27 protein-coding genes are annotated in these 25,800 nt (G+C 56.0%); 17 read left to right on the forward strand and 10 right to left on the reverse strand.

The annotated features are described in order from the left end of the window. Window positions 1-50 precede the first annotated feature (50 nt). Window positions 51-488, forward strand: coding sequence for a D-aminoacyl-tRNA deacylase (dtd, locus tag V8L70_RS10345; protein ID WP_101146894.1), 438 nt, complete (start codon window positions 51-53; stop codon window positions 486-488). On the opposite strand, the gene V8L70_RS10350 is transcribed toward dtd, so the two are convergent. Then, on the reverse strand, window positions 485-2,461 hold the full coding sequence (locus tag V8L70_RS10350; protein ID WP_101146893.1) for an ATP-binding cassette domain-containing protein: 1,977 nt from the start codon (window positions 2,459-2,461) through the stop codon (window positions 485-487). The two genes, dtd and V8L70_RS10350, sit on opposite strands and share 4 nt — an antisense overlap. Before the next feature lie 29 nt (window positions 2,462-2,490). Between V8L70_RS10350 and V8L70_RS10355 the strand changes: the two genes are divergently transcribed. The 7 genes from V8L70_RS10355 to V8L70_RS10385 all read left to right on the forward strand — a co-directional run bounded on the left by V8L70_RS10355 (window position 2,491) and on the right by V8L70_RS10385 (window position 8,896). Continuing rightward, window positions 2,491-3,078, forward strand: a complete 588-nt coding sequence (locus tag V8L70_RS10355) for a TIGR02444 family protein (protein ID WP_101146892.1) — start codon at window positions 2,491-2,493, stop codon at window positions 3,076-3,078. Window positions 3,079-3,280: 202 nt separating this feature from the next. Then, window positions 3,281-4,327, forward strand: coding sequence for a TRAP transporter substrate-binding protein (locus V8L70_RS10360; protein WP_008956524.1), 1,047 nt, complete (start codon window positions 3,281-3,283; stop codon window positions 4,325-4,327). A gap of 296 nt (window positions 4,328-4,623) precedes the next feature. After that, entirely contained in the window at window positions 4,624-5,202 is a 579-nt protein-coding gene (locus V8L70_RS10365) for a TRAP transporter small permease (protein WP_101146891.1), read from the forward strand. A 30-nt stretch (window positions 5,203-5,232) separates the two neighbouring features. Then, entirely contained in the window at window positions 5,233-6,516 is a 1,284-nt protein-coding gene (locus V8L70_RS10370; protein ID WP_101146890.1) for a TRAP transporter large permease, read from the forward strand. A gap of 21 nt (window positions 6,517-6,537) precedes the next feature. Further along, complete coding sequence (locus tag V8L70_RS10375; RefSeq protein WP_008956527.1) at window positions 6,538-6,981, forward strand: universal stress protein; 444 nt, start codon at window positions 6,538-6,540, stop codon at window positions 6,979-6,981. A 139-nt stretch (window positions 6,982-7,120) separates the two neighbouring features. Then, window positions 7,121-7,801: a BamJ family beta-barrel-assembly machinery protein gene (bamJ, locus tag V8L70_RS10380; protein WP_101146889.1), complete on the forward strand. Its 681-nt coding sequence runs from the start codon at window positions 7,121-7,123 to the stop codon at window positions 7,799-7,801. Between the two features lie 3 nt (window positions 7,802-7,804). Next, window positions 7,805-8,896: a PHB depolymerase family esterase gene (locus tag V8L70_RS10385; protein WP_101146888.1), complete on the forward strand. Its 1,092-nt coding sequence runs from the start codon at window positions 7,805-7,807 to the stop codon at window positions 8,894-8,896. A gap of 6 nt (window positions 8,897-8,902) precedes the next feature. Here the strand turns inward: V8L70_RS10385 and V8L70_RS10390 are convergent, their stop codons facing one another. Then, entirely contained in the window at window positions 8,903-9,496 is a 594-nt protein-coding gene (locus V8L70_RS10390) for an SCO family protein (protein WP_008956530.1), read from the reverse strand. 5 nt (window positions 9,497-9,501) lie between these two features. Further along, window positions 9,502-10,005, reverse strand: a complete 504-nt coding sequence (locus V8L70_RS10395) for a hypothetical protein (protein ID WP_232774924.1) — start codon at window positions 10,003-10,005, stop codon at window positions 9,502-9,504. 104 nt (window positions 10,006-10,109) lie between these two features. Here V8L70_RS10395 and V8L70_RS10400 point away from each other — a divergent pair, with 104 nt between their 5' ends. Together V8L70_RS10400 and thpD are read left to right on the forward strand one after the other, a co-directional pair. Next, window positions 10,110-11,024 (forward strand): AEC family transporter, encoded by a 915-nt coding sequence (locus V8L70_RS10400; protein ID WP_101146886.1) that lies wholly within the window; start codon window positions 10,110-10,112, stop codon window positions 11,022-11,024. Window positions 11,025-11,385: 361 nt separating this feature from the next. Further along, a complete protein-coding gene (thpD, locus tag V8L70_RS10405; RefSeq protein WP_101146885.1) occupies window positions 11,386-12,297 on the forward strand; it encodes an ectoine hydroxylase in 912 nt (303 codons plus the stop codon). Between the two features lie 4 nt (window positions 12,298-12,301). Here thpD and trmB read toward each other — a convergent pair whose 3' ends face one another. From trmB to thiS, 3 genes are read right to left on the reverse strand one after another with little or no spacing between them, the layout of a single operon-like run. After that, window positions 12,302-13,054, reverse strand: coding sequence for a tRNA (guanosine(46)-N7)-methyltransferase TrmB (trmB, locus tag V8L70_RS10410; protein WP_101146884.1), 753 nt, complete (start codon window positions 13,052-13,054; stop codon window positions 12,302-12,304). Window positions 13,055-13,066: 12 nt separating this feature from the next. After that, window positions 13,067-13,876 carry a thiazole synthase gene (locus tag V8L70_RS10415; protein WP_101146883.1) on the reverse strand — a complete coding sequence of 270 codons (810 nt, stop codon included), beginning with the start codon at window positions 13,874-13,876 and terminating at the stop codon, window positions 13,067-13,069. A gap of 10 nt (window positions 13,877-13,886) precedes the next feature. Beyond that, a complete protein-coding gene (gene thiS, locus V8L70_RS10420; protein WP_101146935.1) occupies window positions 13,887-14,093 on the reverse strand; it encodes a sulfur carrier protein ThiS in 207 nt (68 codons plus the stop codon). Window positions 14,094-14,230: 137 nt separating this feature from the next. Between thiS and V8L70_RS10425 the strand changes: the two genes are divergently transcribed. After that, window positions 14,231-14,611 (forward strand): DUF423 domain-containing protein, encoded by a 381-nt coding sequence (locus V8L70_RS10425; RefSeq protein WP_101146882.1) that lies wholly within the window; start codon window positions 14,231-14,233, stop codon window positions 14,609-14,611. A 66-nt stretch (window positions 14,612-14,677) separates the two neighbouring features. Further along, the gene (locus V8L70_RS10430) at window positions 14,678-15,793 is read left to right on the forward strand and encodes a metallophosphoesterase (protein WP_101146881.1); all 1,116 of its coding nucleotides are present in this window, start codon (window positions 14,678-14,680) and stop codon (window positions 15,791-15,793) included. Here the strand turns inward: V8L70_RS10430 and V8L70_RS10435 are convergent. Continuing rightward, entirely contained in the window at window positions 15,774-16,391 is a 618-nt protein-coding gene (locus tag V8L70_RS10435; protein WP_101146880.1) for a nucleotidyltransferase family protein, read from the reverse strand. The two genes, V8L70_RS10430 and V8L70_RS10435, sit on opposite strands and share 20 nt — an antisense overlap. Continuing rightward, the gene (locus V8L70_RS10440; protein ID WP_232774923.1) at window positions 16,381-17,406 is read right to left on the reverse strand and encodes an XdhC family protein; all 1,026 of its coding nucleotides are present in this window, start codon (window positions 17,404-17,406) and stop codon (window positions 16,381-16,383) included. The genes V8L70_RS10435 and V8L70_RS10440 overlap by 11 nt, the downstream gene beginning before the upstream one ends. Before the next feature lie 171 nt (window positions 17,407-17,577). Between V8L70_RS10440 and V8L70_RS10445 the strand changes: the two genes are divergently transcribed. The 4 genes from V8L70_RS10445 (at window position 17,578) to V8L70_RS10460 (ending at window position 21,825) form a co-directional block, all read left to right on the forward strand. Further along, window positions 17,578-18,138, forward strand: a complete 561-nt coding sequence (locus V8L70_RS10445) for a 2Fe-2S iron-sulfur cluster-binding protein (RefSeq protein WP_101146879.1) — start codon at window positions 17,578-17,580, stop codon at window positions 18,136-18,138. Then, window positions 18,135-19,085, forward strand: coding sequence for an FAD binding domain-containing protein (locus V8L70_RS10450; RefSeq protein WP_101146878.1), 951 nt, complete (start codon window positions 18,135-18,137; stop codon window positions 19,083-19,085). Before V8L70_RS10445 ends, V8L70_RS10450 begins: the two co-directional genes overlap by 4 nt. 3 nt (window positions 19,086-19,088) lie before the next feature. Further along, window positions 19,089-21,278, forward strand: coding sequence for an aldehyde oxidoreductase molybdenum-binding subunit PaoC (gene paoC, locus V8L70_RS10455; protein WP_101146877.1), 2,190 nt, complete (start codon window positions 19,089-19,091; stop codon window positions 21,276-21,278). A 100-nt stretch (window positions 21,279-21,378) separates the two neighbouring features. Continuing rightward, window positions 21,379-21,825, forward strand: a complete 447-nt coding sequence (locus tag V8L70_RS10460) for a DUF411 domain-containing protein (RefSeq protein WP_101146876.1) — start codon at window positions 21,379-21,381, stop codon at window positions 21,823-21,825. A gap of 12 nt (window positions 21,826-21,837) precedes the next feature. Here V8L70_RS10460 and V8L70_RS10465 read toward each other — a convergent pair whose 3' ends face one another. Next, window positions 21,838-22,266: a PaaI family thioesterase gene (locus V8L70_RS10465; protein ID WP_101146875.1), complete on the reverse strand. Its 429-nt coding sequence runs from the start codon at window positions 22,264-22,266 to the stop codon at window positions 21,838-21,840. Window positions 22,267-22,376: 110 nt separating this feature from the next. Continuing rightward, complete coding sequence (locus V8L70_RS10470; RefSeq protein WP_101146874.1) at window positions 22,377-24,557, reverse strand: malate synthase G; 2,181 nt, start codon at window positions 24,555-24,557, stop codon at window positions 22,377-22,379. Window positions 24,558-24,819: 262 nt separating this feature from the next. Between V8L70_RS10470 and V8L70_RS10475 the strand changes: the two genes are divergently transcribed. Continuing rightward, window positions 24,820-25,800 (forward strand): alpha/beta hydrolase, encoded by a 981-nt coding sequence (locus V8L70_RS10475; protein ID WP_101146873.1) that lies wholly within the window; start codon window positions 24,820-24,822, stop codon window positions 25,798-25,800.

The raw sequence follows: 25,800 nt of genomic DNA on the forward strand, positions 1-25,800 counted from the left end.
GCGAATGAGCGGCGGTTACAATAGCCGTTTCTTTGCCGGGGAGAGGCGTTGTGAAGGCACTCATTCAGCGCGTAAAGCGCGCCAGCGTAGAAGTGGAAGGGGAAATTGTCGGTAGTATCGATCACGGACTACTTGCGCTGATAGGCGTTGAGAAGCACGATGATGCGGCGGCGGTAGAGAAGCTGTTGCATAAAATGCTGCACTACCGGGTATTCAGCGACGCCGAAGGCAAAATGAATCACAACCTGCAGCAGGTGAGTGGAGGCTTGCTGCTTGTTTCTCAGTTCACGCTGGCGGCGGATACCCGCAAAGGGCTACGGCCCAGCTTCTCCAGCGCCGCTCCCCCCGCCCAGGGTGAAGCGCTGTTTGATTTGCTGGTTGCCCAGGCGCGCACTGCCTGGCCACATGTCGCTACCGGTGAGTTTGGCGCCGATATGCAGGTGGCGCTAATCAACGATGGCCCGGTAACGTTTTTACTCGAAAGCTAGCTAGCCGTCTCTTCGCTGGCGAGCAGCTCGGCTTCCATTGCTTCCAGCGCCTCTTCGGCGCTAAGCCATTGCTGTTCTGCTTCATTCAGTCGTGCTTTGATTTCAGCTTGTTGACTAAGCGTCTTGGTCAGCTCGGGTTTGCGGGCGCTGTCGGTGTAGAGCTCGGGGTCTGCCAGCACTTGTTCTACCTGATCAAGTTCCTGCTGGGTCTTTTCCATCGCTTTTTCCGCTTGATCGCGCTGTTTTTTCAGTGGGCGTAGCTTCTCACGCAGCTCGGCTGCTGCTTTACGCGATGCCTTGCGCGCTTCACGGCTGTCGCCACTGGGTTGCTGGTTCTGGCGCTCGGCTTTTTCGCCGCGGGAATCCCGACGGCTCTCTTCCAGGCGCGCTTTGAGCCAAACGCGGTAATCTTCTAAATCGCCATCGAAAGGTTCAACGCGGTGATCCGCTACCCGCCAAAACTCATCGACCGTGGCGCGTAGCAAGTGACGGTCGTGAGACACCAGAATCACCGTGCCTTCAAAGCTTGCCAGCGCCTGGGTCAGCGCTTCGCGCATTTCTAGATCCAGGTGGTTGGTCGGCTCATCAAGCAGCAGTAGGTTAGGTTTTTGCCAAGCAACGAGCGCCAGCGCCAAGCGGGCTTTCTCACCACCTGAGTAGTTGGCGACTTTGCCGAAGGCGTCGTCGCCCTTAAACCCAAAACCGCCCAGGAAGTTACGGATATCCTGATCGCTGGCGGTGGGCGAGAGGCGTTGGACATGCACAAAAGGCGTCGATGAAACGTCCAGGCTCTCAAGCTGATGCTGAGCAAAATAGCCAATCGCCAAATGCTCGCCAGGCACGCGCTTGCCGTTAAGTAGCTCAAGTTCGCCGGTGAGCGACTTAATTAGCGTCGATTTACCCGCCCCGTTGGGGCCTAACAGGCCAATGCGGCTGCCGGGCAGCAGGGTAACGTTGACCTTGTCCAACTGGATGTTGTCGTCACTTCCATCGCCCGTTTTGCCGCGATAACCTAACTGCGCCTGATCAAGCACCAGTAGCGGGCGCGATGTTTTATCGGCAGCAGGCAAGGTGAAGTGGAAGGGAGAATCCACATGGGCCACAGCGATATCTTCCATCCGCTCCAGCATCTTGACCCGGCTTTGCGCCTGCTTTGCCTTGGTCGCCTGGGCTTTAAAGCGGGCGATAAAGCGCTCGATCTCCTCACGGCGGGCCTGCTGCTTAGCGGCTTCGGCTTGCTGCAAGGCGAGCTTTTCGGCGCGGGTGCGCTCAAACTGGGAGTAATTGCCGCGGTAAAGCTCCAGCGTTTGGTGATGCATGTGCACGATGTGATCACATACGGCATCCAAAAAGTCGCGGTCGTGGGAAATCAGCAGCAGCGTGCCAGGGTAGCGGGTCAGCCACTGCTCCAGCCACAGCAGGGCGTCCAGATCCAGGTGGTTGGTGGGCTCATCCAGCAGCAGAAGGTCAGAAGGCATAAACAGCGTACGGGCGAGGTTGACCCGCATCCGCCAGCCGCCGGAAAACGCCGAGAGTGGGCGGGTGAGATCGGTCTGAAGGAAGCCTAGCCCCACCAGTAGCTGTGCTGCGCGCGATTCCGCGCGGTAGCCATCCAGGGTTTCAATCAAGCCGTGCAGTTCGGCTTCACGATGGGCTTCTCCGGCCTCCCGAGCGGCCAGCAAGTCGGCTTCTGCCTGGCGTAGCGCTACATCGCCATCAAGTACATACTCAATAATGGGGCGATCAAGGGCGTCAACTTCCTGGGCCATATGCGCGATGCGCTGGCCGCCGCTCATCTCGACATCGCCCTGGTCAGGAGCAATCTCGCCCAGCAGCAGTTTGAACAGGCTCGATTTGCCGGCGCCGTTTGCCCCGATAATACCGGCCTTCACCCCGTTATTAAGGGTAACGTCTGCATTGTCGAGTAGCGTTTGCGTGCCGCGTTGCAGGGCGACTTGGCGCAGTGCGATCATGCTTTCTCCCGAAAAAAGTGGGTCATACGATGCAAAATTCTATTGCGCTTGATTCTACCCGATTGCAGCGCCTACAGCAGGCACCGTTATGGGAATTTGCGCTGTCGCTTTACGCCAAGCCGGGTGTTGAGACTGCTTGCCTGACGCTGCAAGAGGAGGGTGAGCTGGATGTTTGTGAGCTACTATTTCATTGCTGGCTCTACTCGTGCGATTTAGAAGCGATCCCCCGCGCGGTCGCTCGCCAGCGCGAGCAGCGTCGCCAATGGCAGAGCAGTGTCACGGCAGTTTTGCGTGGTTTACGTCGCGATTTAAAAGCCTCGGCAGCGTCTAGTGACTCTGTGGCAGCGCTGCGCGAAACCATTAAGCAGGCGGAACTAATGGCCGAGCGTGAGAACCTTCAACGTTGGCAAGAATGGGTTTTAGAAGTGCATGCTGATGAGCAGCGTGTAATGAATATCGTCGAAATTCCGCAAGATTCGGCTAAATGGCTGCGAAATCAGCTGCTTTTTAGTAAAGCTAACACCCACTCGGAGAGTAGCTTAAATACCACGTCGGCACTGTGTGAGGCGCTACAAATGCTTACTTGCCAGCTTGACCCTCATCAAGGAGCGCGCTAGCCTGAATTTAAGCTGATTTTGAAATACCTAGCGTTATTCGCTCGCTAGCACACCTTTAAGAACAGTACTTCAGTGTTTGTTAGTGAACACCAATTAGCGAATAACAGTGTCGTAAATGACAGTGTCGTGTTTAGAAAAGCAAAACTGACCTAGGTTTTTGCGCACTTGAATAGCGCGCTTATCACTGCAAGGGGAACACCGTATGAAGGCAAGCAAACCCGTATTTAATCGTTCTGTAACCACCAAATTAGTGACAACAGCAAGCGTGGGTGCACTGTTGATGGGCATGACAGCTGTCGCGCAAGCGGATAACTGGCGTTATGCTCATGAAGAGTACGAAGGCGACGTACAGGATGTCTTTGCCTATGCTTTTAAAGAGCATATCGAAGAGAACTCCGATCACACGGTTCAGGTTTACCGCTTTGGTGAGCTGGGTGAGTCTGACGATATTATGGAGCAGACTCAGAACGGTATTCTGCAGTTTGTGAACCAGTCACCCGGCTTTACCGGTGCATTGATTCCTGAAGCGCAAATTTTCTTCATTCCTTACCTGCTGCCGACCGACGAAGAGACCGTACTAACGTTCTTCGAAGAAAGCGAAGCAATCAACGAGATGTTCCCAGAGCTTTATGCCGAACAAGGCCTTGAGCTACTGAAGATGTATCCGGAAGGCGAAATGGTCATAACGACCGACGAGCCGATCAGCTCACCGGAAGATATGGATAATAAGAAAATCCGTACCATGACCAACCCGCTGCTATCGGAAACCTACGACGCCTTTGGTGCGACGCCTACGCCGCTACCGTGGGGTGAAGTCTATGGTGGCCTACAGACCGGCATCATCGATGGACAAGAGAACCCGATTTTCTGGATCGAGTCCGGTGGTTTGTATGAGGTGTCTCCGCACTTGACCTTCACTGGCCATGGCTGGTTCACCACCGCGATGATGGCTAACCAGGACTTCTATGAAGGCCTGTCTGAAGAAGACCAAACACTGGTTGATGAAGCTTCACAAGCAGCTTATGACCACACCATCGAGCATATCCAAGGCTTGGCTGAAGAGTCGTTAGCGAAGATTCAGGAAGCGTCTGATGAAGTGACTGTAACGCGTCTGGATGAAGAGCAGATTCAAGCCTTCCGTGACCGTGCTCCACAGGTTGAAGAAGCCTTCTTGGAAATGACCGGCGACAAAGGCGAAGAATTGCTTGAGCAGTTCAAAGCCGATTTGGAAGCCGTAAGCAACGAGTAATCATCCTTAAGCCGCATTTGCATGTTGGATGATTTACCCGAGGGGCAGCAAAGGCTGCCCCTTTTTTATGCTGCCGCGGTAAGCTATGGGTTTTCGGTTTGGAATTTAGCATCATTACGCTGGGTTACGTATATCTAGCGTTGAATCACTAGCGGCGGCATACCGTTACGCTAGTAGTGATTCCTTGCTGAATAACGCGGGCAGGTTTGCAATAGGTAGGTCTGTAATAACGCTGTGTTAATTGTGCTAACGGCACTGAACTGATGCCGTTAAAGCCGTTAGAAAGGAGTCCGGCCATGACCGATGAAGAGATGGAAAAGAGTTATCGCTCCGGTTTGCCGGGGATTTTAGGTGTGATCGACACTGCAATTAGCAAAATGGAAGCCGTGATCCTGGCGATGGGCGTTTTGCTAATGGCGCTGAATACGGTCACCAACGTGGTTGCCCGTTTCGTGTTTGGCAACAGCATTATGTTTTCTGGTGAATTAAACCGAATTTTGATCATCATGATCACCTTTGCCGGGATTGGTTATGCCGCCCGACATGGCCGTCATATTCGTATGTCGGCTATTTATGATGCATTGCCGGTGGGTGGCCGCAAAGTGCTGATGATTGGTATTGCACTATTCACATCGATGGTAATGTTTTTCCTTCTTTATTATTCAATTATTTATATTGTTGACCTGTATAGCAAAGGGCGCGTGCTGCCCTCCCTGGGCTTACCGGTATGGATCATTTACCTATGGGTACCGCTGGGCTTTTTGGTCACTGGGATTCAATACTTATTGACTGCTGTTAAAAACTTTACTTCCCACGATGTGTATCTCTCGACGGGCGTGGTGGATGGTTACAAAGACACGGAAACTGAAGTCTAACGCGGGACACTGCACCCTAGGGGAACAGCTATGACGACAATAATGGTTACTACCATGATTGCCCTGCTGCTGCTGGGCTTTCCAATGATGATTCCGCTGATTACCGCTGCGATAATTGGCTTCTTCATGATGTTTAACGGCTTCGGCCAGATGGATACGTTGATCCAGCAGATGATGGCGGGTATACGCCCAGCCTCACTCATTGCTGTGCCAATGTTTATTCTTGCTGCCGATATTATGACTCGCGGGCAGTCTGCTAATCGCTTAATTGATATGGTGATGTCGTTTATCGGCCATATTAAAGGCGGCTTAGCGGTGAGCACGGCGGCCTCTTGCACACTGTTTGGTGCCGTGTCCGGGTCAACGCAAGCGACCGTGGTGGCCGTTGGTTCACCATTGCGCCCGAAAATGCTTAAAGCGGGCTACTCAGACTCGTTTACGCTGGCGCTGATCATCAATGCCAGCGATATTGCTTTTCTGATTCCGCCTAGTATCGGCATGATTATCTACGGGGTTATCTCGGGCACTTCTATCGGTGAGCTATTTATCGCCGGGATTGGTCCAGGCTTGATGATTCTATGTATGTTCTCGGCTTACTGCATTATCTACGCCATTGTTAAAGACGTACCCACAGAACCAAAATCGAGCTGGAAAGAGCGCGCAAAAGCAGTACAACAAGCGTTATGGCCGCTCGGCTTTCCGGTGATTATTGTTGGTGGTATCTATGGCGGTATCTTTAGCCCGACCGAAGCCGCCGCCGCCTGTGTGCTGTATGCCATCTTGCTTGAGTTTGTGGTCTTCCGCTCGCTCAAAATGAACGACATTTACGCCATTGCCAAATCCACCGGTTTAATCACCGCTGTGGTGTTTATTTTGGTGGCAGTGGGTAATGGCTTCTCGTGGATTATCTCTTTTGCCCAGATCCCGCAAATGATTCTGGAGGCAGTGGGCATCAATGAAGCAGGCCCCACGGGCGTGTTGATTGCCATTTGTATCGCCTTTTTCGTCGCCTGTATGTTCGTTGACCCCATCGTCGTCATCCTGGTGCTAACGCCGATCTTTACACCGGCGATTGAAGCCACCGGACTCGACCCTGTGCTGGTGGGTATTTTGATTACGCTGCAGGTGGCGATAGGGTCGGCAACACCGCCCTTTGGGTGCGATATCTTTACTGCGATTGCGATTTTCAAACGCCCTTACTGGGATGTCATCAAAGGCACACCGCCGTTTATTTTCATGCTGATTTTAGCGGCCGCCTTATTGATCATGTTCCCGCAAATTGCGCTGTTCCTGCGCGATGTTGCCTTCCGCTAAACAGCCACAAGGAGTACGCGAATGTTTAATCGCATATTAGTCCCGGTGGATGGCTCAAAAGGCGCCTTAAGGGCGCTGGAGAAGGCGGTAGGCTTACAGATGCTAACGGGCGCCGAGCTTTATCTGCTGTGCGTGTTTAAACACCACAGCCTGCTGGAAGCCTCCCTTTCCATGGTGCGGCCTAATCAGTTGGATATTCCTGACGATGCGTTAAAAGAGTACGCCACCGAGATTGCCGTACATGCGAAGGCGCATGCTATTGAGCTGGGCGCTGATGACTCCCGCGTGCGTGCCTTTGTAAAAGGTGGGCGCCCCTCGCGTATTATCGTGCGTTTCGCCCGTAAGCGAGAGTGCGATCTGATCGTAATTGGCGCTCAGGGCACCAACGGCGAAAAGAATCCGCTGCTGGGCAGCGTCTCTCAGCGCGTTGCTGGCGCCGCTCACTGTCCTACGTTGGTCGTCTAAATCCGTTAAACCTCTTGCTTGCTTTATGGTCTTATTAACACCCACCGCCCAAAGATGCAGCTTGGGGCGGTGGGTGTTAATCTTTAAGTGACACAGATAGGCGTTCGGCGCCGCTATATAAAAGATAAAAGGATCTTTCATGAAACTACTGCTCTCTACAACGGCTCTGACAGGTTTGCTTTTGGTCGCCCCTTTTGCAGCGGCAGCGCCCGAAACTGACGAACAGCGTTTGGCTTACAGCCTGGGTGTTACCTTGGGCGAAAGCATGCAGGCCGATATCGAAGACCTCGACTTAGATGCGTTTCATGACGGCATGAGTGACGTTTTTGAAGGTAATGACTTAGCGCTTAGTGAAGAAGAGATGACCGAAGCATTGATGGCCTTCCAAGAGCAATCAATGCAAGCACGTGAAGCCGAAGCTGAAGAGATGGCGCAAACGAATCTCGAAGAAGGCGAAGCTTTCCTGGCCGAAAACGCTGAACGTGAAGAAGTAACCGTGACGGATTCTGGCCTTCAGTATGAAGTGCTTGAGTCGGGCGATGGTGCGACACCTGGCCCTGAAGACACTGTTGAAGTGAACTACGAAGGCATGCTGTTAGACGGCACTGTATTCGATAGCTCCTTTGAGCGCGGTGAATCAGTCAGTTTCCAAACCAACCAAGTGATCGAAGGTTGGCAGGAAGCGCTGCAGATGATGAGCGTTGGCGATAGCTGGATGCTATATATTCCCGCTGATATTGCTTACGGCGAAAATGGTCAAGGGCCGATTGGACCCAATGAAGTGCTGACCTTCCGCGTTGAATTGTTAGGCGTCGAATAAGCAATGACTTCAGCCGCCCCTTCCATGCTTCGCCCACTTGCATACGCTCTGGTCTGCCTGAGCCTTGGTATCCCGTTGTTGGCACAGGCCGAGCCGGAGGTTGAGCCTGAGGCATTACCCGCCCTGGGTGCCGTTAGCGAGCAGGCAAGCGTGGTGGGGGTATCGTCAGGCGGCTATATGGCAACCCAGCTAGCGGTCGCTTGGCCAGAACGGTTTAGTGGCCTGGGCGTACTGGCGGCGGGGCCTTGGAGTTGTGCACAAGGCTCGCTGAGTTTGGCGCTTAACCAGTGCATGATGACGCGCCGCGGCGCGCCATCATTAGACGAGCTGGCGAGCCGCTATGATCGCTATATAGCGCTTGAACAGGTCGGAAGCACAGAGCGCCTTAGCCAGCTGCGGGCCTACTTTTGGCACGGCGAAGAAGATGACGTCGTTGAACCGCTGCTGGGCGATCTCCTTGCCGAGCAGTGGACGCAATGGCTTGCCTCGCCAGATCAACTGCGCGTTGCGCGTAGCGAAAATGCCGGGCATGGCTGGCCGGTACGCTTACCTGATGATGTATCGCCCGGCCCCCAAGAGTGGGGCGATTGTCGCCAAGGGGGCGGTAGTTATGTATTAGCCTGCGATGAAGATATCGCTGGTGATATGTTGAACTGGCTTTATCCCGAACGTGAAGCCTCTGAGGCGAGCGGCAAACTGGGTGGCGAGTTAGCCGCGTTTGATCAGTCGGAATTTGCGGTAAAAGGCCTAGCCGACACAGGCTATGTGTTTATACCGGAAGGCTGTGAAGCGGGTAACTGCCCGGTAACGTTGGCGCTGCATGGCTGCCAAATGAACGCAGAGGCGATTGGTGAAACGTTTGTACGTTACACTGGGTTAAACGCCTGGGCGTCAGCGCATCAGCAAATTGTGCTTTATCCCCAGGCGGAAAGCAGTATGGCGAATCCGCAAGGCTGCTGGGACTGGTGGGGATTTGCCGAAAGCACTTGGCAGTTAAGCCCTCAGCACGATACCCGTAGCGGCACCCAGATTGGTGCGCTGATGGCGATGTTGGATCGCTTGCAAACTGCTCCCGAAAACGCCTCGCCAGAGTAAAGTCGACTAACTGCCCAGTTCGCTCTCTAATGCCGAGACTAACCCATGGGGAGTTGGCGAATAGAGCACTCGCTGCAATATCTCGCCTTCGCGATTGACTAAAAAAAGCGAGGCGCTGTGATCGATAGTGTATGCCATTGCCGAATCCGGCGCTTCGACTTTTCGCCATATCACGCCATAGCGCGACGCAACATCTTCAAGCTGCTCCTGACTACCTACCGCACCAATGAACTCCTCGCCGAAAAAGCCCATGTACTCCTGCATGCGCTCTATGGTGTCGCGTTCGGGGTCAACGGTAATCATCACCGGCACCACCCGCTCGCGCTGTTCCTCAGAGAGTTGAGCCAAGGCTTGGCGTTTGACCGACTGGGTCATCGGGCATATGTCGGGGCAGAACGTGTAACCAAACGACAAAATGGCTAGCTGATCGTCATCCAGCTGGGTCAGCGAAAAATCTCCCTGGGTCGAAGGCATTTCCACAGGGCCACCTACAGGTTCGCCATCCTTGGGGGCAAAAGCGTAGTGATAGAGGCCGATGCCACTGACCACAATTAATACAGCGGCGACACCAGCGCCCAGCCATAACGGTTTACGTGCCATGTGCGTTAACTCCGAATAACGTCAAAATCGAACCAACTACCCACTTTACCTTCTGCAGTGTCCAGTATGACACGCGCTCGCCAGGGCATAACGGTTTGGGTGCAAATCCCCACTTGGCCTTGGCCTTGAAAATGGCCGGGCGCGCCTGCGCTGAGGGCAAAACGGTGCAGCCCTAAGTCCATATCACGGCCAACAAAATCAACGTCAACCTGAGTGGCCGTAACGCCGTCAACCTCAACTTCCAGTGGTAATACCTCTAATGCATCAATCTGCCCACTCGCTTGAACATGGAGGGTGATGCGGCCTTTATCGCCCAACGTGGCGGAACAAGGCGCTGTATGCAAGTTGCAGCTTGCCGCAGGCGGAAACCAGGTCACATCGCTATCGCGGTGCAACCAATGGGCAAAGGCATACCAAGCACAGGCAGCCAGCGCTATACCAGTGACCAGTATCAGTACCCTTAAAGCAGGAAAGCCTGCCGGGTGTGCAGGTTTTGATATCATCTTCATGGCAGAATAATCGCTACGCAAGCCGTGAGGCGGGTGTTTCGCCATGGTAACAGTAATCGAGCCGATATCGCTGTGCTGGGATGTCGCAGGCAAAAGGGACGCAAATGGAGAGTATCACTGGCGCTTTAGGCCCCCTGTTTTTATTGATTTTACTGGGCGCCATGCTCGGCTATTGGCGTTGGCCTAGCGATACTTTCTGGCCGCAGATGGAGCGGCTTATCTATTTTGTACTGTTCCCCGCCATGCTGGTGGGAACGTTGGCGACTGCCGATGTGAGCCAAGTGCCTGTAGGCCGCCTAGCACTGGTATTGCTGGGCGCAATGGCATTGTTTGGCATACTGCTTTGGCGTTTACGAGGCTGGTTACGGCTTACACCCGCTGCGTTTACCTCGGTGTTTCAAGGGGCGGTACGCTTTAATACTTATGTGGGCGTTGCTGGTGCCGCTGCGCTACACGGCAGCTTAGGAGCGACCACTGCAGCCGTCGCGGTGGCACTAATGGTACCGGTAGTTAACGTGATGTGTGTGGCTAGCTTTGTGGCCGCTGGCACTCTGGGCGGCGCTAGCGTGGGTAAAAGCGCAATGGCGCTGATTAAAAATCCGCTAATCCTTGCTTGCCTTATTGGTATTGGCCTGAACCTTTCCGGTGTCGGTTTACCTGGTTGGAGTCAGGACACGGTCGAGCTATTGGGGCGTGCGGCGTTGCCACTGGGGCTGGTAGCGGTGGGGGTAGCGCTGCGCCCGGCGGCGTTGCTGCGGATTGACCGCGGCGTGCTGGCTACCAATAGCGTTAAGCTGCTGCTGATGCCCGCGTTTGTCTTGGTATTAACCTGGGTGTTGCAACTAGATCCGGTCAGTCGTGACGTGGCGCTCCTGTTTGCAGCGCTGCCCACCGCTACGTCTGCCTATATTTTAGCCCGCCAACTGGGCGGCGATGCTGAACTGATGGCGGCCATTATCACCGGACAAACCCTATTGGCCATGGCGACGCTACCGTTTTGGCTGCGATTGGTAAGCTGATGGATAGGCAGACTCAAAAGGTAAATAAAAAATATTCGTATTTGTATTGACGAGGTAAATGAGAATGATTATAGTGTGATTGTCAGCGTTTGATGAGACGCTTGGCAGCCAAGACAGCTACTCGGTAAACATTATCGCCAGTTAACTGTCATGGTTTCTCCCTCTCATTGCTAGTCACGGTCTTTTTTTGCCGCTCCAATGGAGCGGCTTTCTTTTTTCTACACCCTGCTAACCTCCCCATTTCTAATGCTGGCTTTTCGGCGACCTCCAAAGGGCATTGCTGAGGTGCGTTTTGGCGTCTACGTTTTATACGTAATGCTTAAAAGCGCTTTTTAAACGCATGCTAATGGAGGAGTTGACCATGAACGATACCCAAGATCTTTTCCCTACTCGCTTGGAGCGAAAATTGGGAATGTTTGAACGCATCGATCCCGTGGTATATGGCGATGAATCCCAGCTTGCTGATGGGCCGCTGAATAGGTCGCAAATTGAGGAGTATGAGAAAAAGGGATTTCTCTCCTTTGAAGGTTTTTTTGACGCCGACGATATGCAGGTGTTTCTTCAAGAGCTGCGTGAGTACGAAGATGATGCCGATCTTAAGCTTTCAGAAGGCACGATTCTTGAACCAGGGCGTGAAGAGATACGCACCGTGTTCGGTATTCATGAAGTGTCCAAGCGTTTCCAACGTCTGACCCAGGACCCCAAGCTGTTGGCGATCGTCAAGCAATTGCTGGGCAGCGATGTCTATATCCATCAGTCACGAATCAACTATAAGCCCGGGTTCAAAGGCAAAGGGTTTGATTGGCATTCAGACTTTGAGACGTGGCATAGCGAAGATGGCATGCCGCGCATGCGCGCGCTTAGCTGTTCCATCGTGCTCACCGATAACGGTGAGTTTAATGGGCCACTGATGTTGATTCCTGGTTCGCACCGCTACTTTGTTCCCTGTGTAGGGCGAACGCCGGAGAATAACTACAAAGAGTCACTCAAAAGCCAAGAGGTGGGAGTGCCGCCAGCCAGCAGCCTGCGCGAATTAATGTTGGAGAACGATATTGAAGCGCCCAAGGGGCCCGCTGGTTCGCTGGTGATTTTCGAAAGCAATACTATGCACGGCTCCAACACGAATATGTCCTGCTGGCCGAGAAGTAATCTGTTCTTTGTTTATAACAGCGTTGAAAATACCCTTCATGACCCTTACTGCGGTAATCGGCCCAGGCCTGAGTTTCTGGCCAATCGTTCAGATTGGGAGCCGATTGAACCGCTTAAAGAGTAAGGCGTTACCCCTCTCGCCGATAAATCAAATCCCACACGCCGTGGCCGAGTTTTTCGCCGCGGGCTTCAAACTTGGTGAGCGGGCGGAAGGCCGGGCGCGGCACGTAGGGGGCGGTCTCTGTGCTAGCGGTATTGGCATAACCGGGGGCCGCTTCCATCACTTCCACCATCCACTCCGCGTAGGCTTCCCAGTCCGTAGCTAGATGGAAGGTGCCGCCGGGCATCAGACGAGTGCGAATCAGCTCAACAAAGGCTGGCTGCACGATACGCCGCTTGTGATGCTTTTTCTTCGGCCAGGGGTCAGGGAAGAACAGCTGCAGCGTGGTTAGCGAGCCTTCCGGCAGGCACTGCTCTAGCACGGCCAGGGCATCTTCGCGGTAAACTCGCAGGTTAGTCAGGCCGCGTTTATCCACTTCATCTAATAGTTTGCCAACGCCAGGGGCGTGCACTTCGATACCGATAAAGTCGGTATCCGGGTGGGTTTCGGCCTGCTCAATCAGTGAGTTGCCCATGCCAAAGCCGATTTCGACTACGCGCGGCGCTTGGCGCCCGAACAGCACGTCCAGGTCTTGACGGCCGTCGGCAATGGTCAGGCCGAAGCGTGGCCAAACGTCTTCTAGCCCCCGGTTTTGTGCCTGGGTCATGCGGCCCGCGCGGATTACATAGCTTTTAATGCCGCGACGATGCAGCGGGGCATCCTGGCTTTCGGGGTTGGTGGTGGCGTTGCCTTCGGGCGCGGCATTGTTCGTATCGGTCATGGTGTCTCTGTATCAGCCGTTAATACGGCCGGCGAAAGGAGAAGAGGGATCGGCGGACTGGCGGCGCGGCATACGGCCAGCTAAAAACGCGTCGCGGCCGGCTTCCACGGCTAGTTTCATGGCGTTGGCCATGCGTAGCGGGTCGCGAGCATGGGCAATGGCACTGTTCAACAGTACGCCGTCACAGCCGAGCTCCATCGCCATGGCGGCATCCGACGCCGTGCCAATGCCCGCATCCACCAGCACCGGAACGTTGCTCTGCTCAACAATCAAGCGCACGTTGTGCGGGTTTTGAATGCCGTGGCCAGAGCCAATCAGCGAGCCCAGTGGCATGATGGCGCAGCAGCCCATGGCTTCGAGTTCGCGTGCCACAATAGGGTCATCGCTGGTGTAAACCATCACGTCGAAACCGTCGGCAAGCAGCGTTTCAGCGGCTTTCAGGGTCTCTACCACGTTGGGGTAGAGCGTGTGGTCATCGCCGAGCACTTCCAGTTTGACCAGGTTGTGGCCATCAAGCAGCTCGCGGGCCAAACGGCAGGTGCGCACGGCATCTTTCGCGTTGTAGCAACCAGCGGTATTGGGCAGCAGGGTGTAGCGCTCGGGCGAGATAACATCTAGCAGATTGGGCGCCTCGGCGTCCTGGCCCAAGTTGGTGCGGCGTACGGCAAACGTCACGATCTCGGCACCGCTCTGGGCAATGGCAGCGCCGGTTTCGGTAAAGTCTTTGTATTTGCCAGTGCCCACCAGCAGGCGCGAACGAAAATCGTGTCCGGCAATGGTTAGCGGCGTATCAGTGAGCGGTTCATGCGTTAATTGCGTCATAGTATTTCCTTTAGCCACCGCCAATCGCGTGAACCACTTCCACGTGGTCGCCATCGGCCAAGTGGGTGTCGGCGTGTTGGCTGCGGGGGACAATCTCTTCGTTAATTTCCACGGCTATACGACGGCCACTAAGACCCAGCTGTTCCACTAGGTCGGCGGCGGTTAGGCCGGTGGCCAGTGTATGCGGTTCACCGTTTAGACGTATCTGTATAGACATAATAGGGCGCGTCTCATTCGTCATGGCAGTTCATTCTCTATTGTAGCGGTTTAGCGGCGCGCAAGGTACGCCGTGGGTATAATCAGCGCGGTGGGCGAAGCGAAGTTGGGAGCATGAAAGTGAGACAGGAGAGCAGTGTGCAACAAACAGATAAAGTGTGGTGGTGTATAGCGGCGATTTCAGGCGCCATGCTGGTGATGCTGGGTGCCTATGCGGCACACGGCTTGGCGGCGCGCACGACCGAGGTCATGGTGAGTGCCGTCGAAACCGGCGTGCGTTACCAGGCGTGGCACACCCTAGCCATGATGATCGTACTGGTGTGGCGCCGAGTGCATCCGCTGGCGGGGCAGCGCTGGGTGCTGGCGCTGTGGTCGCTGGGGGTGGTGAGTTTTTCAGGCTCACTCTACTTAATGGCCTTGGCTGGGCTAAGCCTCGGCATTGTGACGCCTATTGGCGGCGTTTTATTAATGGCCGGGTGGCTGGCGCTGGCGGTCGTCGCACTGATGGCCAAGCAGTAAGCACCTTTGTAGGCCAAATATTCGCGTGGCTATGCGCCGCGCTTCTTCCTTTTCATGAGCATCTCTATGTTTCATTTTGTCGTCGCCATACCCTGCCTGATTGTTATTCTTCGCTATTTAGTGCCACTCAAATGGCCGCTCTGGTTTAAAGGTCTGCTCAGCGTTGCGCTGTTACTGGTAGCTCAGCATCATTGGCTTACCTTGATGGCGTTTGGCTCCATGTTCTCTCCCGAGGTGCCAAGAGCCATCGTACTGATCGTCAATTGGATTTTCGGCACGATGCTGTTTCTAGCAGTGTTTCAGCTAGTGGTTGATGCGATAGCGCTGATGCTGATGGCGGTAAAAAGAAGGCGTGTCGCCATTCCTTCTTCATTGCGTTACAGCATGGGGGCATTGGCGTTAGGCGTGGCTGCTTTCGCCGTCAGCCAAGCAGCGCGGGTGCCGCTGGTGAAGGATATCGAGGTTACCATTCAAGGGTTGCCCTCTCAGTTTGAAGGCTACGAAATTGTGCAGTTAACCGATCTGCATATTAGCCGACTGTTTGAAGCCCCGTGGGTTGAAGCGGTGGTGTCGCAGGCCAATGCGCTGGAGCCAAATTTAATCGTCATCACCGGCGACCTGATCGATGGCGACCTGGATTTGCGTCGCGCAGATGTGGCGCCTTTACAAGCGCTTTCAGCGCCCGACGGTGTCTATACCATTCCGGGTAATCATGAGTACTATTTTGGTTACCCGCAGTGGATGGAGTATTACCAGTCGCTCGGCATGCAGGTATTGGCAAATCAACATGTTGTGATCGACAACGAGGGGGCGAACTTGGTCCTTGCGGGAGTGACGGATTTTACGGCCGCCAGGCATGCTTTTGCTGCGCCGAATGTCGAGGAGGCGATAGCAGAGGCACCGAGCGACTCGCCGATTATTATGCTGGATCATCAGCCCCGCAATGCGGTGGCTGCGGCCACGGCTGGTGTAGATCTGCAGCTCTCCGGACATACTCATGGTGGGATGATACTAGGCTTCGATCGACTGGTTGCCAGCGCTAACAATGGTTTCGTTTCAGGCGTTTATAATATTCAAGACATGACGCTTTACGTCAATAACGGTACAGGCTTATGGCCAGGGTTTGCTTTACGCCTCGGCAAGCCCTCAGAGCTAACCCGCATTACGCTCCGTCAGGGGTAGCGTGTTTTGATGACGCTAAGTGAGCGGGCACGTCGATATCCATCATCGTGCCCGCATCCTGCACGTGATACTCACGGTAGTATGCGGCGTTGTTGCGAATAATCTCTTTGGCCCCCGTATGGCCGTTTAGCGTTGTAAACGCGGGCCAAAGCGTACGCCCAAATATAACCGGATGCCCCGGCTTGCCTTCATGGCAGGGCCGCACGATAGTGTCGCGAGTGGCTAGCCGCTGTAACGACAGCAGCGTCTCCTGCTGAATCCAGGGCATATCGCCCAATAAAATCGCGACTGCCTCGACGCTATTCAGGCGGGCGTCGTGGCTAAGCGCGGCCACCGCCTCGGCGAGGCTTGCCCCCAACCCAAGGTGCGCCTGATGGAGTCGAATCAACGACGTGCTTTCTGTAAGGCCGAGCGAGGCCGCATCATCCTCTTCGCGGATTGCCACGCGCAGTATAGGAAAGGCTTGCTCGGCATTCGCGACAGAGGCTGCCAACAGCGAGCGTCCGTCGGTTAAGGTCGCGCAGCGCTTGTCATCCTCACCAAATCGGCGCGAGTAGCCAGCCGCCATCACCAGGGCGACGACATTGCTAGAGCTCATTGGTAGCTTTTCCGTATTGGACCCGGACGATATCCGCCATGATAGCGAGGGCAATTTCCGCCGGGGTCATGCTGCCTAGCGCTAGACCAATCGGCATATGCAATCGCTCGACTTGCTCTTCGGTCAGCCCTCCTGAGCGAATCAGCCGCTCAGCGCGCGCAGTAGAGGTGCGCTTTGAGCCCATCACGCCGATATAAAACGCAGGTGTGCGCACCGCTTCCATCATCGCCAGGTCATCTATACGTGGATCATGGGTGAGCGCCACAATGGCCGTGGCGCCGTGGCAGCCGTTGGCGGCAATGTACTGGGAAGGCAGTTGCGCTATGACTGTTACCCCTGGAACATCAAACGCCTGACAGGCGGCTTCGTCGGGGTCGCAGACAATGACCTCAAACCCTAACGTGGCGGCAAATGAGGCACAGGCGCTGGAAACGGGCGAAATGCCAGCAATGATCAGCCGCCGTGCGGGCGCGAGCCGCATTGTTACCCGGTTCGGCGCACCCTCTTCACTGGGCCAGACCACCCGCGGCCCCAGTGTGGTGTCGTCGGTAAAGTGTCGGGTGCCAGCGTGAATATCGACATGGCGCATCAACTGGCGGTGGCCTTCAAGCGTCGCTTTCAGCGTGCCAAGGTGCTCCCGTATATCCGGTGTGGCCGGCAGGCGCTCAACCAGTACCTCTAGAATGCCGCCGCAGGGCAGCGCGATATGTCCGCCCTGAGCGTCCTCTGCATCGCCGTAGCGTATAATGGTCGCCGGTGTTTCAAACTGCCCTTCGGCCAGGCGCTTGATGAAATCATCTTCCACACAGCCGCCGGAGAGCGACCCCAGGTGCCTGCCGTCCCTGGTCACCGCCATCCAGGCGCCGGGGGCGCGGGGCGATGAGCCAAACGTGGCGAGCACGGTGCACAGCCAGACCGTTTCACCCTCCTGGGACCAGGTAAGCGCTTGATCGATAACCTGCAAGTCCAAATGCTGCATTTCAAACGTTTCCAATAGTGAGCAAGCGGCATCCATGGCCTGTCTTGCGTGGATAGACGTGTCATAGCGTAGCGCAACTGACGCCGTTAGAGGTTTAGTTTTACAAGGTTTGGACACAGAGTTGGGCTGCCTGGCGTAATCGTGTCTATGCTAAAGGCCTTATGGCACTAAATAAGCGAAAGCAACGCGCAAGGAAGGCATATAGCAATGAACCCCTCTAATAACGTCGAAAGACACCCCAAGACCGTGAACCCCGATAGCAGCACCTTTTCACTAACCGTCAATGGTGAACGGCATACGTTAACCCTGGATAACCGCACAACGCTGCTGGATGCCCTGCGTGAGCATCTAAAGCTTACGGGCACCAAGAAAGGCTGTGACCACGGCCAGTGTGGCGCCTGCACGGTGTTGGTGAACGGCGAACGCATCAACGCCTGCTTGTCCCTTGCGGTCATGCATGAAGATGATGATATTTCGACCATCGAAGGGGCGGCTGAGGTCGACCATCTTGATCCCATGCAGCAAGCCTTTGTCGATCATGACGCTTTTCAGTGCGGCTACTGCACGCCGGGGCAGATCTGCTCGGCCAAGGCGGTGCTTGAAGAGATTCAAGCGGGGCTGCCAAGCCATGTTACCAAAGATTTGAATGCGCCTATTGAGATCAGCGATGCGGAAATTCGCGAGCGGATGTCAGGCAATCTTTGCCGCTGCGGCGCCTACGCCAACATTCTCAAGGCCATCAACCAGGTTGCGGAGGCGCGCTCATGAAAGCCTTTTCCTATGAACGCGTCAGCGACCCAGCCCAGGCGGCAGCCCGTGCGGCGGAAGTGCCGGGCGCCAAGTTTATTGCGGGCGGCACTAACCTGCTGGATTTGATGAAGCATGAGATCGAAATTCCCAAGCACCTGATCGACGTAGGGGGCACGGGTCTTGACGATATTACACCAACGGATGAGGGCGGGCTGCGCATTGGCGCGCTGGTTAGCAACGCCGCGCTCTCGGCGGATACCCGGATTCGTAAGGACTACGCGGTATTGAGTCGGGCGCTGGTGTCGGGTGCCTCCGGCCAGCTGCGTAACAAAGCGACCACCGGCGGCAACCTGCTCCAGCGCACGCGCTGTGGCTACTTTTATGACACTGGCATGCCCTGCAATAAGCGCTCGCCTGGGGCGGGCTGCGCAGCGTTAAGCGAAGGAGCCACCACGCGTCAGCTGGGCATTATCGGCACGTCCGATGCGTGTATTGCCACGCACCCCTCTGATATGGCCGTTGCCCTGCGCGTGCTGGATGCCGAAGTGGAAACAGTGACGTCAACCGGTGAAACACGCCGCCTGACGCTGGATGAGTTCTATCAACTGCCTGGCGATACGCCGGAGGTGGAGACAGCGCTGCAAACAGGCGAAATGATCACCGCCGTACTGCTGCCGCCCCCCGTTGAGGGCCGCCACGCCTACTACAAAGTGCGCGACCGGGCCTCCTACGCCTTTGCGCTGGTGTCCGTTGCGCTGATTCAAGCCCCCGATGGAACGGGGCGCGTTGCCCTGGGCGGTGTAGCTCCCAAGCCCTGGCGCCGTGATGACGCCGACGCGGCGTTACCGCAGGGCGCATCCGCTGTCATGGCCCGTTTACTGGACGGCGCCCGCCCAACGCAAGAGAACGCCTACAAGCTTACCTTAGCAGAGCGAACGCTCGCCGCGCTGCTGGCTCAGGAGTGACCCATGGATTTTAATCAATCAACGGAAGATAACCTGTTCGATCATGCCCGCGTTATCGGCAAGCCCCACGCGCGGATCGACGGTCTGCTCAAGGTAACCGGCCGCGCGCCCTACGCTTACGAGCGGCATGACGTGGCAGCCAACCAACTGGTGGGTTACCCCGTGTGCGCAACGATTGCCCGAGGGAAAATCACTCATATGGACGCCTCGGCTGCCCGCGCTGCCCCCGGCGTGGCGGCCGTTATTACCACACTGGAGCTTGAGCCCCTGGCGCGTGCAGACAGCAACGTGGCCCACCTGTTCGGCGGCGCCACCGTTGAGCACTACCATCAGGCCATCGCGGTGGTGGTTGCCGATACCTTGGAGCAGGCGCGTGGTGCGGCGTCATTGATCGAGGTGCGCTACGAAGAGGCGAAGGGCGTGTTTGATCTTGAAGATGCCTGGACGCGCCTTCAGAGCACCGGCGAGCCGGTGGCAAACGTCGGCGATGTGGATGCGGCGTTTGCCGCCGCGCCGGTCACGCTGGATGAAACCTACCGCACCGCCTCGCAAAGCCACGCCATGATGGAGCCTCACGCCTCGATTGTTGACTGGTCCGATGGTGAGCAGATGACGGTATGGACCTCGAACCAGATGATCGAGTGGACGCGCCAGGCGCTCGCCACCACCTTTGATATTGATGCTGACAGAATCCGCCTGGAAAGCCCTTACGTGGGCGGTGGCTTTGGCGGCAAGCTGTGGCTACGCGCCGATGCGGTGCTGGCGGCGCTTGGCTCGCGCGAGACCGGGCGGCCGGTCAAGGTGGCTCTGCCGCGCCCAATGATCTTCAATAACGCCACGCATCGTTCCGGCACTATTCAGCGTCTGCGCATCGCGGCCGGGTCAGATGGCAAGATTACCGCTTTCGACCATGCTGCCGTTTCCCATACGCTGCCCGGCGGCAGCGGTGAAGACGCGGTCAACCAGACCCGCTGCTTCTATGCGGGCGAAAACCGTCGTGTGGCGCACCATCCTATCGATATGGGGCTGCCCGAATCGGCGGACATGCGTGCGCCCGGCGAAGCCTCGGGGCTGGCGGTGCTGGAGATCGCCATGGACGAGATGGCGGAGAAGCTCGGCATGGACCCCGTGGCGTTCAGGATTCTCAACGACACCCAGGTCAATCCCGAGGAGCCATCGAAACCCTTCAGCGATCGCCACTTTGTGGAGTGCCTGCGTAAGGGCGCCGATGCCTTCGGCTGGGCTGAGCGTAACCTTCAACCGGGCGGTCGGCGCGAAGGCCAGTGGCTGATTGGCCACGGCATGGCTGGTGCCTATCGCGGTGCGCCCACCATGACCTCGGGCGCGCGGGTGCGCTTGCAGAAAGGGCGGCTGATTGTGGAAACCGATATGACCGATATCGGTACCGGCTCCTACACCATCCTGACCCAAACGGCGGCAGAAACCATGGGCATGGAGATGCAGGATGTAGAAGTGCGCCTTGGCAATAGCGCCTATCCAACCTCCTCCGGCTCAGGCGGGCAGTTTGGTGCGACTAGCGCCACCGCTGGCGTATATGCTGCCTGTGTGGCGCTTCAAGAGCAGATCGCCAAGCGCCTAAACGTTGACGAGGCGCGCTTTGAAAATGGCCGCGTGGTTTCCGGACAGAAAGATCTGGCGCTGGCCGACATAGCCGATGGCGAAGAGATAGTGGCTGAGGATTCGATCAACTTTGGCGACTTCAAGGATGAGCTGGAGATCGGCACCTTCGGCGCGCACTTTATCGAGGTGGCCGTGAATGCCTACACCGGGGAAACTCGCGTGCGGCGTATGCTGGCCGTGTGCGATGCAGGGCGCATCCTCAATCCCATCACGGCGCGCAGCCAGGTAATTGGCGGCATGACCATGGGCGTAGGCGCTGCCTTGACCGAGGGCATGAGCGTGGATACCGGGCGCGGCTTCTTCGTCAACCACGACCTAGCAGGCTACGAAGTGGCGGTACATGCGGATATTCCCGAGCAGGAGGTCATCTTTTTAGAGACCACCGATGCTGCTTCATCGCCCCTAAAAGCAAAAGGGGTGGGTGAGCTGGGTATTTGCGGCGTAGCGGCTGCGATTGGCAACGCGATCTACAATGCCACCGGTGTCCGGATACGTGAGTACCCGATGACGCTGGATCACATGATCGATCAACTCCCTAACACTGAGCGTTGAGCTAGCTTGACCTTGGGGCGACACACAGGTTGTAAGCTTTCAATTGGATGTTGCGTCGCTTACCAACGTTTTTTATTCGCTCTTAATCAGGAGGGTATTTATGAGCCGCTTAACCACCTCAATATTCCTATCTAGTGCTCTAATTCTCGGGGCGACCTCGGCGCACGCGGCACTGCCCGCCGAGGCGACCTTGTACAAAAACCCTCAGTGCGGCTGCTGCGATGCTTATGCACGCCATCTTGAAGAGCTGGGTATTGATGTCACTATCGTGGATGACGCTGAACTGAGTGATATCAAACAGCAGGCGGGTGTTCCCTATGGTTTAGGATCGTGCCATACCATCGAAATAGGTGAGTACTGGATTGAGGGCCATGTGCCGATGGACGCGGTGCAGGCACTGTTTGAAACGCAACCTGATATCGACGGCATTGGCTTGGCCGGTATGCCCATTGGTACGCCGGGCATGCCGGGGCCGCAAGAGGCCCCTTACAATGTGTATGCGTTTACCGACCAGGAAGATACCCCGTTTATGACCCTGGCGCCTTAATCAGCGGTTGCATTAAGCGTTGTTGGGTAGGGTGTCAGGCAGTGCATAGCTGGCGGTGACATGCACTACGGGGCGTGTGTCATCGCTGGCTGAAAAAATCTGTACTTCGCCCACCGCTAGGCGGCGGCCGAGTTTGATCAGCTTGGCGTGGGCGATAATGTCGTGGTCACCGGAAGCCGCGCGCAGAAAGTGGCAGTTAAAATCGCTGGTGACCGCCATCGATTCAGGGCCAATCTGGGCCAAAATAGCGACATACATGGCCACATCCGCAAACCCCATCATCGTAGGTCCGGAAACGCGCGGCCCAGGGCGTAGATGTTCATTATCAATCGCTAAGCGCATTGTGGCGCGCATCTCGCCCACGCTCTCTATCTTGCCCATTCGCTGGGGAAAGACTTCATCCAGAAAGTGCTCAATCTGCTCAGCAGTCATCACGGTCATTGTTATTATTCCTCACGTTTTCTTTAACGTTAACGTCAATCAGCCTAAATAAAAAGCCCCAAGGCGCGAGCCTTGGGGCTATATGGATAAGCTAGCGGGCTTACTTAACCTTATGCACGTTTAGCTTTGTGCACCTGGCGCCATTCGTGGAGTAGCGGCTCGGTGTAGCCAGAAGGCTGGACGCGACCTTTGAAGATCAGGTCGGAGGCAGCTTTGAACGCGGTAGAGGCTTCAAAGTCCGCACTCATAGCGGTGTAGGTCGGGTCGCCTGCGTTCTGCTCGTCGACTACCTTGGCCATACGCTTAAGGGTTTCTTCCACCCGCGGCGCATCGACAATGCCATGGTGCAGCCAGTTGGCAATGTGCTGGCTTGAGATACGCAGCGTCGCACGGTCTTCCATCAGGCCGACGTTATGAATGTCCGGTACTTTCGAACAGCCTACACCGTGCTCTACCCAGCGCACCACGTAGCCCAGAATACCCTGGCAGTTGTTATCCAGCTCCTGTTGCTTCTCTTCATCCGACCAGTTGGGATTTTCCGCGACCGGCACGGTGAGCAGGTCATCGAGATAATCGGGCTCGCCCAGGGCTTCCAGCTCGCGCTGAACGTCGGTGACGTTGACCTGATGATAGTGCAGCGCGTGTAGCGCGGCAGCCGTGGGAGAAGGTACCCAGGCGGTGTTGGCGCCCGCTTTCGGGTGGCCGATTTTCTGCTCCAGCATGTTGTGCATCAGGTCCGGCATGGCCCACATGCCTTTACCGATTTGCGCACGACCGCGTAGGCCACAGGCAAGACCGACTTGCACGTTGCTCTTCTCGTAGGCCGCTATCCATTTGGCGCCTTTCATGTCGCCCTTGCGTACCATGGGGCCTGCTTCCATGGCGGTATGCATTTCGTCGCCGGTGCGATCCAGGAAGCCGGTATTGATGAACGCAACGCGGGAAGCGGCTTCGGCAATACACGCTTTGAGGTTGACGGTGGTACGACGTTCCTCGTCCATAATGCCCATTTTCAGGGTGTCACGGTCCATGCCCAGAAGGTCTTCAACGCGGCCAAACAGTTCATTGGCAAAGGCGACTTCTTTAGGGCCGTGCATTTTCGGCTTCACGATATAGACCGAGCCGGTCCGCGAGTTACGCGGCTGGCTATCATCCTTTTTCAGGTCGTGCAGCGCGAGTAGCGAGGTAACCACCGCATCCAGGATACCTTCCGGCAGCTCGTTGCCATTTTCATCCAGAATCGCTGGTGTGGTCATCAAGTGACCCACATTACGCACGAACATCAGCGAACGACCGGGTAGCGTTACACTGCCGCCATCGCTGGTTTGCCAGGTGCGGTCGGCGTTCAGCTTACGCGTAAACGTCTTGTCACCTTTCTCGATCTTCTCTTCCAGGTCGCCCTTCATCAGGCCGAGCCAGTTGCTGTAAACGCCGACCTTGTCTTCTGAATCCACCGCAGCAACGGAGTCTTCACAATCCATGATCGTGGTCAGGGCAGCTTCGACGACAACATCCTTCACGCCTGCTGGGTCGGTTTTACCGATGGAATCGCTGGCGTCGATCTGGATTTCCAGGTGCAGACCATTGTTACCCAGCAGAATCGCGTCGGGTTTGGCTCCTTCGCCAGTGAAACCGATCAGCTTGCCGGAATCCTTCAAGCCGGTTTCACGGCCACCTTCCAGGGTGACGACCAAATGCTCATCACGGATAGCGTATTTCACCGCGTCACGGTGTGAACCAGTGGCCAACGGTGCCGCGCGATCCAGCACGCCGCGGGCGTAGGCAATCACCTTGGCGCCGCGTTTCGGGTTGAAGCTGGTGCCTTTCTCGGCGCCGTCGTCTTCTGAAATCGCGTCGGTGCCGTACAGGGCATCATAAAGGCTGCCCCAGCGCGCATTGGCAGCGTTCAGCGCATAGCGCGCATTGCTTACCGGCACTACCAGCTGCGGGCCTGCTTGAACAGCTACTTCACGATCAACATTCGTCGTTGTCGCTTTGACGTTAGCGGGGGTTTCCACCAAGTAGCCGGTCTCTTTCAGGAAGCTGCGGTACGCAGGCATATCGGTGACTGGGCCGGGGTTTTCCCGGTGCCACGCATCTAGCTTCTCTTGTAGCGTGTCGCGCTCTTCCAGCAATTGACGGTTTTTAGGGGTCAGATCATGAAACAGGGCATCCACACCGGCCCAAAAGGCATTTTCATCAACGCCTGTTCCCGGTAGCGCCTGCTCATTAATAAAACGATCTAAATTGGCTGCCACCTGTAAACGGTGGCGCGTGATACGCTCACTCATGGGGTATCTCCTGTGAGGATGCCCGTGGGCACTCTGTTTTTTAGAACATGTTTTTTTATAACATGGGTTCTTAAAACATGGTTTGCCGTGGGCAGAGTAAAATGTATTTATGGAAAATAATTCCACATTTGCTCGGGCATGTAAACAGCGTAGACCCTAAAGCGGTAAAATGCGCGACCAAATGACTAGCCATTAGAAGTTGATAGCGCGACTCGCCTGCCGCGTCTAGGCCAACGTAAAATGGCGATATGGAGAAACAACGATGCGTGATTTCCAACATCTGGAAGGCTTGTTTCGCCATGCTTCGGGCGAGACCGCCCTTAGCCGTCTGCTGCCAGGGGAAATATTGACCGACGCCATGCAGGACTATTTTCAGCACTATGGTCTGGAAGTCCTGCTACTGGATACCAGTGAAGTACACGCAGGCTTTATTGATACTGGACGCTTTGCGCTGTGGTGCCAAGTGTGGAGCCCGCCGCAGCCGGTAGGCACCGCTTTCGTGGTGCACGGTTATTTTGACCATATGGGCCTTTATCGCCATCTGCTCAAGCGTTTGCTGGCCAAGGGCTGGCGGGTGGTGCTGTGGGACCTTCCGGGCCATGGCCTTTCCAGTGGTGCGCGCGCGGAAATAGAGGATTTCGATGATTATCAGCACTGTCTGACCCACCTGCAGACCATCCTCAAGAGCCAGGGAATGGCGCCGGCCCCGTGGCTGGGGGTGGGGCAGAGTACCGGCGGGGCAATTCTAGCTACCGATGCGCTCACCCGCCGAGAGGATTCGGGCTGGTCAGGCTTGGTGCTTCTGGCGCCGCTGGTGCGGCCTTGGGGATGGAGCCAAACAAGCTGGCTGCACTTGATTGCCAGCCCCTTTGTAAAAGAGCTGCCGCGTAAATATCGGCCCAACTCTACCGACGAACAGTTCACCGAATTTCTACGCGAGGGAGACCCTCTGCAGCCCGAGCGCTTGAGCGTTGCCTGGGTGAGCGCTATGCGTCGTTGGATGCCCCGGCTACTGGCGCAGGAGCCAAGCCAGTTACCGACGTTGATTTTGCAGGGCGAGCAGGATTTGACCGTTGATTGGGAGTGGAATTTAGCGATTCTGGCGAAGAAGTTTCCCAATGCCGAGATTCATCGCCACCCGGAAGCGCGTCATCATCTGGTCAATGAAGCCGATTCCATCCGGGAGGTGCTTTTTGAAGCGCTGGATGGGTTTGTAGACCAGTTAAGCGAAAATCAGGCCTAG

Source organism: Vreelandella arctica (assembly GCF_037070215.1).
In the GTDB taxonomy this organism is placed as follows: Bacteria; Pseudomonadota; Gammaproteobacteria; order Pseudomonadales; family Halomonadaceae; genus Vreelandella; species Vreelandella arctica.